This is a genomic window from Pseudoxanthomonas sp. OG2 (assembly GCF_014192765.1).
GTDB lineage: Bacteria > Pseudomonadota > Gammaproteobacteria > Xanthomonadales > Xanthomonadaceae > Pseudoxanthomonas_A > Pseudoxanthomonas_A beigongshangi.
This window is the reverse complement of record NZ_JACHYM010000003.1, coordinates 76,448-91,877: the sequence shown is the minus strand read 5'-3', so window position 1 is coordinate 91,877 and position 15,430 is coordinate 76,448. Positions and strand designations below refer to the sequence as shown.

General features: G+C 68.6%; 5 protein-coding genes. All 5 read right to left on the bottom strand.

Translation table 11 applies throughout. From position 1 onward, the window contains the following. Nucleotides 1-185 (bottom strand): hypothetical protein (locus tag FHW78_RS19765; RefSeq protein WP_221189085.1); only part of this gene is annotated, 185 nt, incomplete at its 3' end. 354 nt (nucleotides 186-539) lie between these two features. Beyond that, nucleotides 540-1,049 carry a hypothetical protein gene (locus FHW78_RS19760; protein WP_183645093.1) on the bottom strand — a complete coding sequence of 170 codons (510 nt, stop codon included), beginning with the start codon at nucleotides 1,047-1,049 and terminating at the stop codon, nucleotides 540-542. A gap of 104 nt (nucleotides 1,050-1,153) precedes the next feature. After that, entirely contained in the window at nucleotides 1,154-2,449 is a 1,296-nt protein-coding gene (locus tag FHW78_RS19755; protein WP_183645090.1) for a substrate-binding domain-containing protein, read from the bottom strand. Nucleotides 2,450-2,616: 167 nt separating this feature from the next. Beyond that, nucleotides 2,617-2,952, bottom strand: coding sequence for a hypothetical protein (locus FHW78_RS19750; RefSeq protein WP_183645087.1), 336 nt, complete (start codon nucleotides 2,950-2,952; stop codon nucleotides 2,617-2,619). Between the two features lie 186 nt (nucleotides 2,953-3,138). Continuing rightward, complete coding sequence (locus FHW78_RS19745; protein ID WP_183645084.1) at nucleotides 3,139-15,378, bottom strand: filamentous haemagglutinin family protein; 12,240 nt, start codon at nucleotides 15,376-15,378, stop codon at nucleotides 3,139-3,141. Nucleotides 15,379-15,430: the final 52 nt, after the last annotated feature.

Sequence of the window (15,430 nt, the reverse complement as noted above, 5' to 3'; positions counted from 1 at the left end):
CCCGGGCCCAGGTACGGCATCACCGCCTGCTCAATCTCCCGCGCCGCCAGCACGCTGTTGCCGCGCACCCGGTACTCCTGGATGCTCACCCGCTGACCCGCTCCGCCCGGCGCGCTCGGCGCCTCCGGTGCCTCGGCTGCGGGCGGGGCGTCCTGCGCCTGCGCGGTGGTTCCCACCATCAGCACGCATACGATCCGCGCGAGCGCGGATGCTGCTCTTGATCCATCCATCGATTTGTTCACCCGAAGCGAAATGGCCGTGGTGGATGCGACGACGCGCATTCCACTCGTCTCTGTTTTCTAGACGCATGCAGCCGTGGGGATCCGCAAACATTTTTATGACAGTGCTGTCATATTCGGCCGCGATCGCGCGAGGGCGTCAGCCGTGCGAAAACCCGCCATGCGCGCTCCCGCGAGAAGCACGCAAAAAAGCCCCGGGCGGCGGATACCGGCCGGGGCCACACGGACATGTTTCATCCCGATGCGCGCGCCGGGATCCCGATTGCCTCCCGTACGCCGCACGAATCCCTGTTTTCCGTATCAGCCTTCGCAGAAGCAGGTGGCGGAGGCAGCGGTCCATCCCTTGGCCGGAGCACCCACCGCCACGGTGCAGCTCGCCTGCTCGGCGACCGACGTCGGCAGCTGGAAGCTCTGCTTCTGCGCCATGCAGGAACGCACTTTGCCCGGATCCTTGCTGATCGCCTCACAGCTGGCGAGGATCGCTTCGGTACCGTCGCTGGCGGCGGCGTAGTTCTCCGTGGCGATCACGCCCTCGACGTGACTGCTGTAGCCGACACCGAACACTTCGGCCGACTTTGCGTTGGCACCGCACTGATAAGTGGTGCTGCAGATGCGGAAGTCGCCCTGGGTGGCGTTGCCCCACGCCTTGCCCACCACGGTGACCGCGCCCGGGTAATGGGTGATGGTGCCGCAATGTTCCGGATCATCACTCTGCTGCGCGAACACCTGTCCTGCGACCAGGCAGGCGGCCAGCGCCAACAACACCATCGTGGCTCTCCGGATCGCACTCTTTACGCTGTTGGTATGCATGTGTTGGTTCCTCGATGCTGTTCCGCTCATGGAAGCGGCGGGGATACTTCCCCGCCGCCGGTGTGGAAGGACGCCGGCTTACCGGCGTCTTTCGATTGCGTGGATCAGAGGACGCAGGTGGTGATCGTGTTCTGGACCGAGCTGCGGTAGGTGGCGCTGCCATCCAGGTAGGCGAAACCGGCCGGCGGAGCGGGACGGTTGGCCTGGGTCGCCAGGAAGTAGCCCAGCAGATCGCGCAGCGCAGTGGTGCTGGTGCCATTGGTGTTGCGATAGCCGGCCAGGTAGGTGTACGCCAGGATCGGATAGGTCACGCCGGCCGGGATCGTGCTCGGGCTGATCAGGCGCAGGCAGGCCGGGTTCGCCATGCCGGTCACCGCGACCGGCGCGTTGCTGGCATTGAGCACCTGACCGGACAGCGGCGCCGAGATGCTGATGGACGCCGGCAGCGCGGCCGGGCTGGCGCTGTTGACGGTCGGGAACTCGGCGCCCTGCGCGTCCACTTCCGGATAATCGGCGTAACCGATCGACGCGGCGGTGGAGACGACGGAGGTCACCACGCCCGGGTTGCCGGACACGGCCGCCGAGGCGGCATACAACGGCGCCGCCGAACCAGCCGCCGGAACCGCCGCGGCAAAGCTCTGGTTGGGCTTGAAGTAACCGGCGGGGATGCTGAACTTGCCATTGCAGGCGGTCGCCAGATAGCTGGTGAAGGCGAAGCTGGTGCCGCTGCCATCCGCGCGGTACACGACGCGGATCGCCGCGGTCGAACCGGAGCCCGGGATGCTCGACCAGTTGGTCACGCGCGCCGAGAAGATCTGGCACACCTGCTCGGTGGTGAGGTTGGTGAAGCCCAGGGCCGAGTGGTTCGGCAGCGCGATGGCGCCGGCCAGCGTCGGGATCTGCCACAGCTCGCGCGCCGCGCGCGGGCCGCCGTTGAAGCTGGTCACGTCAGCCTGGCTGATCGGCGAATCGGTACCGATGTAGTTCGGCGCGGCGGCGGTGCCGCTGAAACCGGCCGGGCTGGTGCCGGACTGGTAGTTGCCGCACTCGCCGTTGGCGTTGATCACCGAACCCACGCCAATCAGCACGGTCTTGCCGGTGCCGCTACCGGTCTGGCAGTAGGAAATCTTGTTGCCGGTACCCGAGGCGAAACGGGCGAACAGGGTGTCCGGCGGCGTCAGGGTGGCGATCGGCGTGGTGGCCACCGTGTTGGTGGTGTTGCGCGACAGGCGCGCGCGAACCGGGACGGTGGTCAGGAAGTTGTCACCCACATAGGACTGCACCGGGAAGGTGGCGCCGCCGCCAAACAGATCGGCAGCACCGGCGGAGCCGGCAACGGTCATCGCGGCGAAGGCGACGACGGCAAGCGGACGGACACGCAGGAACTTGGAACGACGCATAACGAGAACTCCTTTTGAGAAGGATCACCATGGCGAGGAAGGAAACAACCGCGCATCGAATCGTGCGCGGTTGCCTGTCCGCCCGTGACCACGGGCGGCAGGTTCAAGCCTGCGCCCGCATTGTTCCCGCGCGAAGAAACTACGGTGTCGTTCCGGTGAACCCACCGTCACCGTTTCGCAATGTTTCCCGTCTTCTGCATCGCTTCCGGATGCACGCGCGCCAGATGGCGAAGCATCCGCTCGCGGGTGATCTCCGCGTTGGCCGACGTGTACGACTCGATCGCCTCCTTGACGTCCGCCTCGTCGTATCCGCTCATCTCCAGGATGGCGGAGATGAGCTCGTTGAATACCTCGACCGTGGCGCGGTCGTGCCAGACCTTGGCGGGAATGAAGTAACCAATCGGCATGCCGCCGTGCGATACCACCATGGGTTGCCTGGCGTGGAGCATGTGCTGCTCGAGCCGCTTGCGGAACTCGTAAACGCTCACGAATGCGTCACTCATGATTCCCCCTGTGCGTGCCTGTCCATCTGCATGTGCCTCCTCTGCCATGAAGTCCGATGCACCGCGTCTCGCTGCGATGCGCCCGCGGACACCGGGTGGTGTTGTCCGCATCTTGTCCGCGTTCCGGCGTACTTCCCCTGCGCGGTCCGGCGGGCATCGTCCCTGACGCCCATGCAGGACTGATCGCTAGGGCTGATCCAGCCGGCTGCGCTCAGCGGTGTTCAGGCGTGCGCGCTGCGCCTCGCCCAGCGCGCCGTTGCCGAGCACCTGGAACGCATTGCCGGGGTCGTAGCCGGTTTGCGTCACCGCGCCGGGAGAAACCCGGGGCGACGGTGCGCTGCTGCTGGGGCTGTCGCCGAAGCCGAGCACCTGCACGCTGATGATCGAGGGACGCGACTGCTGCGCCTGCCGGCGCACGGTGTCCTGCGCGGCCTGCACCGCATGGGTCGCCGCCGCGCTGGCGGTGCTGAGCGCCGCCACGTTCACCGCCGCGGCGGTCTGCAATCCGGTCGCCTTGCCCTGCACCTGGATGTTGTCGGCATTGACCACCCGCAACGCGGCGAGGTTGACGTTGCCGGACACGCGGATGCCGGCTTCACCCGCATCGATGGTGCCCAGCGGCGCGATCAGATCGATGTCGCCCGGCGCCACTTCCGGAATCGGATTCAGGGTCGCGATGCCCGCGCCGGAACTGGGCACCTGCGGCGACAGGCTGACGTTGCCGAGATCGTCGTAAACCACGCGGGGTGGCGTGTACACCACGGTGGTCTTGGCGCCGCGGCCGGCGTTGATGTCGCCGCGCGCCGACCACAGGGTGATGCCGCCGCCGAAGGTGGTGAACACGCGTGACAGGCCCAGCAGCACGCTGTCGCGGGTGAACGCCTCGATGTCGCCGTTGCCCTGGGTCAACAGGCCGGTGGTGGGCGGCGGCGCGACGCCATCCACGCCCAGGGTCAACCCGCCTCCGGGCGCCAGTACCTGGATGCCACCACCGAAATCGGTATGCGCGCCGGCGCCTTCGCTGAAAACGATCGAGCCCTGGTAGCTGCCCGGATCATCCCCTTCGGCCATGCCCGGCAGGAAGCTGGCAATCGCATCACGGCCACGCAGGTAGCTCTGGAAACGACGGCTGTCAGGGTTGTTGTATTCACGTCCGGCCAGACGCAGTTCCTCGAAGTAGACCTGGCGCAGGAAGATGCCACGCTGCTCCACCGGCAGCGCCTGGAACCAGGCCAGCGCCGCGTCGGTGTTGCCCTCGTAGGCAAAGCGCTCGCGCAGCCACTCGACCAGTTCGCGTTCGTAGGTGCGGACCACCTTGTCCGGCTGGTCCGCCAACGGCCGTGCCGGGTCGGCCATGTTGGCCGGATCCAGATAGCGCGCGGCGAAGCCTTCGAGGTCCGGCCCCTTCGCCCCCATTCCCGCCGACAGCACGATGCCCGCGCCCGGCCGATCGTCACCGGCGACCACCGGGCCCAGACTGCGGAACACGCCGAGATTCAGATCCGGCAGATTGGAGACGGGATCGTCGACGGACGTCTGATAGATATTGCGTCCAGCCGCGACGTCCAGCAGGCCCGGTCCGGCGATGCGGAAACTGGTGTTGAGGATGTCGCGTCCCGCACGCACCAGCGACACGTCGTTGGCATCGTTGTTGAGCAGCACATGGCTGCCGGCCAGGATGTCCCGCCCGGCCCGCAGTTGCACGGGCCCGGCCGCAAGGTAGTAGGTGCGGGTTCCATACAGATCCCGGTATATGCGACCAATGTCGGCGTCGATGTCGCCGGTCAGCGCGTAGATCCGGAAGGATGGCGCTTGGCCTTCATGCAGATCACTGGCCGTGTCCGGCGCGAATGCGAACAACCGCCCGCCTGTCTGCCAGTTGTAGGCCGCGCTGCCCTCCATCAGTTCCACGTCCGCCACTTCCGCGCCAAGGTTGCTGGAGGTGACCCCCGCCACGCCCGAGCCCAGCTCTTCGAGTGCGCCTCGCACCCACAAGGGCCTTTCCGGCGTCGCAATACTGTCCATGGACGCGCTCGACATCGCCGCCCTGCCGATGACATGTTCGTCCGCCAGCAGTTCCAGACGGCCCTCACGCGATGGCGCCAGCAACAGGTTTTCCAGCACGATCGAGCCAGCGGCCGCTGTCGCGCCGAAGCGGCCAGCGTCGTATTGAGTCGTGCCGCCGCCCAGCATGCTCGACTGGAACTGGAGCAGATTGCCACCGGCGGTGAACAGATCCAGGCCACTGCGATTGGTCCACAGGCTGAAAGAGCTTATGGCACTGTCGGTTCCCGCTTCCGCGCCCGGAACCCGGGTAGCCCCGCCATTGAGTGCCACGCGGCCGAAATCGACGCCCGTCGCCACTTGCATGCCACCCAGGGTTTTCACCTGCATCCGACCGTCGCCGACGGCAAGGACCAGCGACGAATAGCCGAAGTAGGCCGACGGCATCTGCACATCTACCGCTCGGGGATCGCCAGGCCGGTTGACGCCATAGCCATTCACCAACGACTGTCCGATCGAACCGGCCTGCAGGCGGGTGTCTCCGCGGAGATTCGCCACCAGCCCGGCGGTCCGTCCGAAGCCCCCGACCGTGCTCGGATCGAGCAGCCCGGTGTTGACACGACCACCGGCACTCACACTGAGAGTGCCACCTCCCGATTGCATCTGGTGGCCCTGCGCGTCGAAACGGCCGCTGCCGCCCACCACGATGGCCAGCGCCTCGTTGCTGGTCCATATCTGGGCGGGATTCTGGCTCACGCTTGCCCCCATGTCCCCGCCCGCGCTTACCCGGACGTTGCCGCCACCGAGCGTGCCGATTCCGGAGAATCCGGCGAACTCCAGCATGAACGTTGTCGGGTTGTAGACATACTGGCCGAAGTTGATTCCCCATGCGGTCGACTGGCCCAGTTCCTCCCCGCCCTGGCGCCACAGCCAGTTGCCGATACCGGTACCGCTGTTCTGCCCGTACTCGGTAAAACCGCGCACATCGCCCTGCGCGGACAGCTGCAGATCGCCACCGCCGGTGGTGAAGTACATCCGGCGCGCGGCCAGGGTGGCCTCATAGGCTTCGTTGCCGAAGCCCAGCACGGTGCCGTCGGCCAGCCGCGCGCGCTCCTGATCCCAGGCCTCCGCACCGGCGACCTGGGTACCGGCGGTGTACACGCCGAACAGGGATTTCTGCACATAGTCGCCGCCGGCCAGCACCTCCAGATCGCCGGTACCGGTGCGGATGACCGAAAGCGCGGATTGCTGGCGCAACGGGCCGACCTTGCCCGGTCCGTCGAGGATGACGTCGCCACGTCCGCCCAATTGCGAGGCGGCGGCCAGCGTGCGGCTGTCGGCCGCGGCGAGATCCGCGCCACCGACCAGCCGCATCGACCAGGACTGCATGCCGGCTTCCAGCATCGGCGCCGCCGCCCAGTTGCGGCGCTCGACCTGTTCCTGCAACGCGATGTCGGCATTGACCGGATCGACCGCGGTCAGGCGGGTACCGGCACCGAGAGTGATGGTGCCGTAAAGCATGCCGGGAATCTGATCACCCGGCCCGTAGTACGCGCCCAATCCATCGGTAACCCAGCCCGATTCCACGAAAGGCAGGTCCGCTCCGGTCATGGCGCCAGGAAACAGGAACCAGAAATCACCGAAGTCGGGATTGAACGGTGCTTCGAAGCTGATCTCGCCCTCCGTCGCCTGCCCGCCGGCCAGCAGCATCCGCAGTCGCGAGAAACCATCGTCGTCCGGGGTGACCGGCGGTGGCGCGAAACCATCGCTGATACTGCCGTTGACCCGCAGATCGCCACCGGCACGCAGCACCACCACGCCGGGCTCGCCGCTACCGCGCAGCGCGGGGTCCGCATCCGGTCCATAGCGGTAGCCGGAGAAATCGATATCGCCGGTGACCGTCAGATCACCCTCGGCGGTCCCGCTGCGGATTTCCACGCCGGGGCGCAGGTGGAACGCATCCCCATGGCTGGACAGGCCCTGCAGGCGCGCGGCGAGCGCTTCGTTGCCGAGCGCCGCATCGATGAACGCCACGCTGTCGGCATGGATGGCGTCCAGGCGCGTCTGATCCACCGTGCCGTCCTCGGCGACGTATCCGCGGAACGCGTTGACCGCGATGCTCGCCGCGCCACGGATGTCCACGCCGCTCGCGGCATCCACCGCGACGTCATCGGCGCCCAGCCGCGGCGCGTTGATATCCAGTTGTCCGCGGGCGATGCCGTCCGGCGTGCTCAGATCAATCCGCGCACCGTCCTCCAGCGACACCCGGCCCGCCGCGCTGGTGAGTTCGACATGGCCCCGGTTGGACGCGTCGATCACCGCGCCGTGGCCATCCAGTTGCAACTGCGTGCCGTGCGCATCGAGCATCGCCGTCGATGCCAGCACCAGGTCATCGCGTGCGGCCAGGCGGATGTCGCCTGGCTGCGCGCCGCTGGCGTCGATGCGTCCGTTCACGGTCAGGCTGCCGCCATTGGCGGCAATCGATACCTGGCGGGCGCGCACCTCGTCGCCAATCACCAGATCACCGGTACCGATCGAGAAACCACGTGCCTCGAAGAACCCGCCCGTGTTGAGGCGTGCGTTCAGGCCGGCGAAATCCGGCAGCACATGCGCCCGCACATCGATCCCGCCGCTCAGGTGGGCGCCATCGCTGCCGCCGAGCAGTTGCCCATCCAGCGCCACCCGGCCTTCCGCGCCGGTGGCGGTGATACGGATCGTGCCGGCGTCGTTGCCCTGCGCGGACACGTCGATCCGCGAACCGGCGGCCTGGGTGATCGCGCCGTTCTCCGCCTCCATCACCAGGTCGCCGCCCCAGCTGTGCCGCTGCGCGTCGAAGAAGTTCAGCGTGCGGCCCGCCAGATCCAGCGTGGCGCGTTCACCCAGGGCGATGCCGTCCTCCGCTTCCAGCACCAGCCGGCCGCTCGGCAGCGCCACCGCGGTATCGACGTTGACGCGCTGGCCGGACAGGCGCACTTCCGCGCCCAGTTCGTTGAAGTCCGCGCGATCGTAGGCCGGCGCGCCGGCCGGCGCGTCCACGGTCAGCGCGCCGCCCGCGCGGTAGGCCATGAACGAGCCCGCCGCGCCGGTCAACACCGGCGTCGACAGGTGCAGGTCGCCGCCGGTGTAGCTGTCGGCGTCGGTACCGCTGGCATACACCGACAGCGTGCCGCGATGGTTGGCGGTGATGCGTTCGCTGGCGCGCAGATCCACACGGGCGAAACCCAGCGCCAGCCGATCCAGTTCAACCTGGTCCTGGCCGCGCGCATAGGGCGCATAGCCGAATTCGATGCGCTCGGCCTCGATGCTCAGCCGGCCCGCACCGGTACCCGCACCGCCGGCCAATACCGCACCGGGCGCCGCGCTGGCGTAAGGGCTCGCCGGCGTGCCAAGGCCCGAGGCCAGGCCATTCCAGACCACGGTGCCGGCGGCGATCCGCGCGGTTTCGTCCGTCTCGCCCCAGCCATACAGCGCCGGTGTTTCCAGCCACAATTGGGTGTCCGCGTCGCCACTGGCGCGGCCGAGATCGAAATCGACCTCACCGAACAGATTGATTGAATTGCCCGCGCTCAACGACACCCGTTCCACCGCCTGCTGGCCCGCCGACGGATGTATCAGGCGTTCCAGCAGCGTTTGCGACAGGCGCACGCCATCGCCGATCGCGCCGGCTTCCTCGGCCCGCGCGAAGGCGGCATCGGTGCCGATGTGCAGGCTCGGCGCGGTGAGCGCGAAGTAGCGCGCGTTGTATTCCGCATCGCCCAGCGCCAGTTCGCCGTTGGTGGAGAACGCCAGCGTGCCTGGTGACCGCAGCACCGCGCCGTCGCCGATGCGGATGGCGTTGGGGTTGATGCCCGCGTCCGCGTTGGCGCCCGTCGGCGGGGTGAAGCGCACGTCGCCGGCGGACACCGCCAGCACCGCGCCGCCGATGGCCTGTTCGCCATTGGCGCTGTCGGAGAACACGTAGCCACGGCTGGAATCCAGCAACAGGCCATCGGTGGCGCGTGCTTCCAGCGTCGCGCCACCTTCGACCAACACCTGCTCGCCGCTGGTGAGGAAAATCTGATCCGCGCGCAGTTGCGCGCCATCGCGTACCGCCACCTTGCCCTTGCCGCTCTCGAACACCACGCGGGGACCGAGCGCGAAACTGCCCTGGCTGGGAGCTGCCGTGGCTTCGACCAGCGAGAACGTGCCGCCCACGGTCAGGATGCCGGCCTGGATACCGGCCAGATCCTCGCTGTCTACGGAAGAGAAACCCTCTGTCGCGGCCTGGCCGGCTTGCTTGATTTCCAGCGCGCCGAGCGAAGTCAGGAACAGGTTGCCGTCCGCGCCGTCGCCTTCGCCGGCCATCCGCACCTGGCCCTTGAAGTCCATCGCCTCGCCGACGGCGCGGGCGAAGTCCAGGTGCAGGCTCTGCGCGTCGCGCTCAAGGCGCGGGCGGCGCGTGCCGAAACGCGCGGCCTCGGCGATGGCGAAATCGGCGTAGCTGGTTTCGTTGTACTGCGAGAACCGGCGCACCGTTTCGCCGGACATCAGCGTCACCGTGGTCGGCAGGACATCGCGGATGTCTGTGTTGGCGATGCCCAGGTAGGCGCTGGCGCGGAACGTTCCGCCCGGCATCGTCACCGCGGCGGCTTCGCGGCTCGCGCCCCCGGCCAGCTCCACCCGGAACGCGCCCGGCAACAGCGCATAGGTCGAGGGCATCAACGTGTAGGTGCCGGCCGGCAGTCCGCCGACCGCTTCGGTCAAAGTGATCTGCTGGCCGACCCGCGGCGCACCCGCGCCGGCATCGGGCGAGACCGGCGCATACTGGCCCGGCATCGACGGCACGATCGCGTAGACCTCGGCATCGGGATCGCTGAAGCCGTTCGCCGGATTGGCATTGGCCAGCGGCGTGCGCAGGATGTCGACCGAGCCGCCGCGACCGGTGAAGAAGCCGGCGCCGGTCAGTTCGCCACCTCCGGACACGTCGATGACCGAACCGGCCTCCGCGGTGAGCGTCACCTGCCCCATAAGCACGCCACGCTCGATCGCATCGACCGTCCCGCTGCTGGCGCTGTCACTGCCGTCCCCATCCAGGGCCGCGAGGTCATCGAACTCCACCACCTGGCCGTTGTAGAGGTAGCGCAGTCCGTCCGCCGTGCCACCGTAGGGCATGCGCAGGCCGGCCGCGCTGGTGGAGGTCAGGCTGCCCTCGCGCAGCAGGACATGGAACTGCTGATCGACCAGGAAGGTGTCGGGATCCGGCGTGCCACCGAACACAATGCGGCCCAGCGGTGCGCGCACCACGCCACCCTGATCGATGTTGGCCGCGCGCAGGGCGAGCGATCCGAATACCGAGAAGGGCGCATCGGGCGTATCGCCCAGGCCACGGATGGTCAGCGTGCGCTCGGGATCGAAGTGCTTGCCGGTGTTGTCGAAACTGACGCCGGCCGCCACCTCCGCGCTGGCATGGGTCGTCGGATAGATCTGGCGCGCGGTCAGGTTCAGATCGCCGCCCGTATACAGCAACCCATCGCCGAAACGCAGATCGCCCTGGCTGACCAGGTTGACCTGATCGAAACCGAAGCGATCCACGGCCACCGGCGTCCAGCTGTTCGGTGCGGTTTCCAGGAAGACCTGGCCGGCGCCGCCGAACTGCACCGCGTCCCGCACATCGATCAGGTTCGCCTGGATGGTCAGCGCTGCGTCATTGCGCGATCCCGGGGAATAGTCGCGATACGCACTGCCGATCGTGTTGACCAGCCCCGGCTTGGGAACATCCGGTGCCGTCACCGGGATGTCGACCTTGCCCACCAACAGCACATGCGGCGCCGACAGCGTCACCCGTGCCTCGGGCGTGCCTTCGGCCACCGACAACAACCCGCGGCGCAGCGCCAGTCGCTGGCTGAGCGCCAGGTCGACATCGCCCTCGAAGGAGATCACGTCGCGGCTCCACAGATCCAGCGTGCCGAACCCGCCGGCTTCGATCTGTTCGGCGCTGATGCGCGCACCCAGGTAGTCCTCCGGCGCGAACGCATCGCCCGCCACCGCGTCGTCGGCCAGCCCGCTCCGCACCCGCGTCTGGCTCACGGTCAGCGTTCGCACGCCCTCGTGCCCGTTGCCTTCGCGGTTTTCCAGAATGAGGTTCAGTTGACCGCCGGCCGCGCCCGCGCCGCCGGCGGACGCACGCAATTCGCCATCGTTCAGGATGCCGGCCTGCGATCCCAACTGGATCAGGCCGCCGTCGCCGGCCAGCGTGATCGGACGTGCGAGTACCGGCAGTCCTTCCGCCAGATCCACCGTGGCGGCCGCGCCGGAAGCATCGAGCCGCGCACCCTCGCGGATCACCACCATCGCGCGCGAGGTGCCGGGGACGTCCTTCACGTCGATGCCGTATTCCTCCAGGCCGATGCGGATGGCGCCGCCATCCTGGGCCAGGCCGTAACGCCGACCCGCCGCGTCACGCGCGGTCCAGGCACGGCCCGCGACATCGAGCGCGCCGTTCTCGCCCACCCACAGCGACACGCCGGTTCCGCCCGCGGCCAGATTGCCGGACACGCCGATGGGCGCGCTCAGCAGCGAGATCTCGCCGCCGGATGCGGTGATGGTTCCGTCCATCACCAATTGACGCGCGGCCGCCAGGCGCACGTGGTGGCCGGGATCGACGCGGATGTGCGCGCCCTCGCCGACCTCCAGCGAAGCGCCGTGCAGCGACAAATCCGCGCCGGCACGCAGGCGCAGCCGGCCCGCGGTCGGGTCTTCCGCCACCACCGGCGGCGTCCATGCCGCCAATACTTCGGACAGCGCGCTGTCCGAGGGACGCAGGAATGCGTCGGCCGTCGGGCGCAGCAGCGGCATTTCGGCGGCCAGCTCCGTGCCTTCCGACACCACCAGCCCGGCCCGGCTGCCGATGCGGTAGTCGGCAAAACCGCTGCGCAGCAGTCCGGCGTCGAGCTTCAGCGCGGGGTCGAAAGTGATCGCCTGATCGAACCAGGTACCGCGCGGCAGCAGTTGCCCCGCCGGCACGGTCACCGCGACCGGCGCGATCTCGCCGGCCTGCATGGTCAGCACATAGGGAAACACCGCGAACCCCTGCGGGAACACCGACGAAGGGAACACCGTGCCCGCCGGAATCGTCGTGTTGGCCAGGAACTGCATGCGCGTGCCGGCCGGCAGCACGGTGCCGCCGGTCAGCCAGTTGCCGTCCACGTTCACCCACACGTTCTCGGGTACCGTCCACTCGCCGGCCAGCACCACTTCCGGTTGCGTGCCGGTATCCACCGTCACCGCCGGCAACGGCCGATCCGGAATCACCGTGGTCACCGATGTGGAGGCATCGACCGGCAGGCGTCCGCCGATCCCGATCGTCACCGCTTCACCCAGCACCACATCGGCCGGCAGGCGCGTGCCCGGTTCCAGCACGCCGCTTTCCAGCACCGCATCCGTACCGAACACCACCGGCGTGGGCGCCTGCAGGGTCAGGGTGCCGCCGCCGGCTACGCCCGCGGCCAGGATCTCGCCATCCAGCACCAGCTCGCGCCCTGGGCGATCCAGCACACCCTCACCGGTGACCGCGACGCGATCGTCATTGGCGATCAGGCTCAGGTCACCGCCACGACCGCCGCTCAGTTTGCCGTCGCCATGCAGGGCTGCGCCCGAGCGCAGATCGACGCGGCTGTCCTGTTCCAGGCGAATGGAGCCCGCCACCATCCGCACCGACAGCGCACCACCGTCGATATGCGCCAGGGAGACCGCACCGGCGCCGTCGAGCAGGCCGTTGTGCCAGGTGCCCGACAGGTCCAGGGTCGCGCCGGTGCCCAGGGTGAAGTCCGCGCTGCCGTCCTCGCGCAACAGGAAGGTGGACGCTGGCTCGGCAACCGTGGCCACCTCCACCACGTTGTCGGCCTTCACGTTGCCGCTGCGGGCGGTGACATCGGCGTTGATGGCGATTTCGGCCGCCGACAGATCCAGCACGCCGCCGTCGGCCAGCGACAGATCGGCATCGATGTGGATGGCATCGGCGCTGGTGAGGGTCAGCCCACCCAGGCCGCTGCGGTTCAACCGGTCCGCGTCCAGCAGCACGGTGCCGATGCGGTCCTCCGGCAGCGCGGCGTCCGGTTCGCCCGTCGCGACATCGTCGAAGTCGCCGATCACCACCCGGCTGGCATGCGGCGCATCGAACCCGCGCGCATTGACCCGCCCGATGATCAGTTCGCCGGAACGCGCCACCGCGCTCTGCGCCTGCCGGTAGCCGTCCACGGCGTCGCGCGCGCGGGTCTGCCGTTCGCCCTCGAACACCTTGGCCTCGATATCGCCTTCGAGCACGACGGTCGGCGCATCCACGATCAGGCGGCCGGCGTCGCGGCCGACGGTGTAGCCGTTCTCCAGCCGCTGGCGCGGCGCGATGATCGGATTGAGGTAGGCGTCCTGCACGCCCCAGCGCTCGTGATCCACCTCGTAGCCCTGGTAGACGCCGGCGTAGATCAACTCCGTCGGCGCATCCTGCAGCGTGTGCAGGCGGCCGTCGCCATCGCGCAGCCAAGTCTGCTGCACGTAGCCGGTCTGCACGTCCAGCGCGCCGCCGGACAGGTTGATCTGCGATCCGGCGCGGGTGATCACCTCCTTGCCGCCCAGGGTGATCGTGCCGCCCTGCGCGGCCCACTCGCCGATGCCGTGGCCCTGGTTGTTGAGCCAGCCGCTGACCTCCAGCAGGCCGCCGGCGGCGTACCAGCGATCCGAGGCATAGCCGCCGGTGCCGGCCGGTACCAGCACCAGATCGCGGCGATCGACCCAAATCGTGCTGTTCTGCAGCTTGCCGCCATCGCGGTTGTGCGGCGAGTCGCGCAGTTCGTTGCCCTGCACGTTGACCTGCACGGTGTTGCTTTCCATCGCCACCTTCACGCCAACCGCGCCGGACACGTCCAGTCGCGCGCCCGCATCGGCCTGGGCACGATTGCCGGCGGTGACCGCGATCTGGCCGCCGGTGGCGAGCGTCAGCGAATCGCCCTCGAAGTTCACGTCGCCGCCGGAGACGATCTCCACCCGCGACTGGTCGCGTCGATCCGACAGCCGCGAATAGTTGTCGAACGCGCCGGGGTCGGTCTGCATCCGCAACGCGTCCAGCTTTTCCGATTCGGCGATCAGCGCATCGCGCTGGCTGTCCAGCGCCGTGGTCTTGCCATCGTCCTCCAGCAGCACCGCGGTCAGCGCGCCTTCGCCCAGCGTCACCGAGCCTTCCGCGTCGCCCGCCGAATTGAGCAGGTGCACGGTGCCGCGCGCGTTGACGGTGGTGGTCGCGACCGCGACGCCCGCCTGGCGCACCTCGTGGCCGGCCAGGGTGACATCGCCTTCGCGCGCCTGGATGAGGCCGGTATTGACGACCCGGCCCGTATGGGTGGAAGCCGCGTCGCGCAGGGCGGCGACTTCATTTCCGCGCGTGGTCGATGCCTGGTTGCCTTCGGTGCCGGCGCCCTTGCGGATGACGAAACTGTCACCGGCGGCGAGTTGTGTCTGCCCCTTGCGGGTGAGGATCTGCCCGGCGTTGTCGACCTCGCCCCCCAGCAGCAGCACGTAGCCACCGCCCTGGGTGACCGATTGCGGTTCGCGGGTGCGGATCAGCGCACCGGCCTCGACCTTCACCGCGCCGCCGGCATCGGTGAAACTCGGCGCGCCGTTGGCGCCATACAGCCCGTTGCCGAGGAACTGCGTATCGCTCATGTGCGCGGCCGCCGCGACCAGGTTGCGCACGTTGACCTGCGAACTGCCGTCGAACACCACGCCATTGCGATTGAGCACCAGCACCGTGCCGGCGCCTTCGATCTGTCCCTGGATCTGCGAAGGCCGCGCCAGCGGATCGTTCACCCGGTTGAGCACCGCCCAGTCGGCCTGCTGGTCGTACTTCACCGTGGTGTTGCGGCCGACGTTGAAGGTTTCCCAGTTGAGGATCGCCTTGCTGCCGGTCTGTTCGATGGTGACGGTGGTCTTTCCGTCGGCCACCTGCTGGGTGGGATCCTTGGCGTTGTGCCAGCCGCGGGTCAGCGCCTCCTCGTCGATCTTCAGGCCGCCCTCGCCCAGGCCATCGGGCACGTCGGATGGGCGCGCCAGCGCGGCCTGCCGCGCCTGCTGCTGCAAGGCCTGGCGCAGCGCGATGGCCTGCGCGGCGACGCCCAGGTTGTTGATCGACTGCTGCAGGCGGTCACGCGCGGCCTGGGATTGCTGCTGCGGTCCGGTCGGACGCAGCGGCGCGGGCGCGCCGTTGGGCAAGCGGCCGGTGGAACCCACCGCGCCCTGCACCGCGGCCTTGTTGGCGAACCAGGCGGAACTGAACGCCTGTTGCGCCAGGGCGGCATCCATGCCACCGCCGGCAAGCAGGAACAGGCCGATCGCGCGCGAAAGCGGATGCGTACGGAACGCGGGACGTGAAGGGGCAATCGCTTGCTTGGGCACTGCGGGACGCTCCGTGGAGAGGGGGACGATGGCGTGTGCCATCGATGGCTTT

Excerpts from the sequence above, each read along its gene's own strand:
- FHW78_RS19760 (WP_183645093.1), bottom strand. The coding sequence starts at position 1,049 with ATGCATACCAACAGCGTAAAGAGTGCGATCCGGAGAGCCACGATGGTG.
- FHW78_RS19755 (WP_183645090.1), bottom strand. The coding sequence starts at position 2,449 with ATGCGTCGTTCCAAGTTCCTGCGTGTCCGTCCGCTTGCCGTCGTCGCC.
- FHW78_RS19750 (WP_183645087.1), bottom strand. The coding sequence starts at position 2,952 with ATGAGTGACGCATTCGTGAGCGTTTACGAGTTCCGCAAGCGGCTCGAG.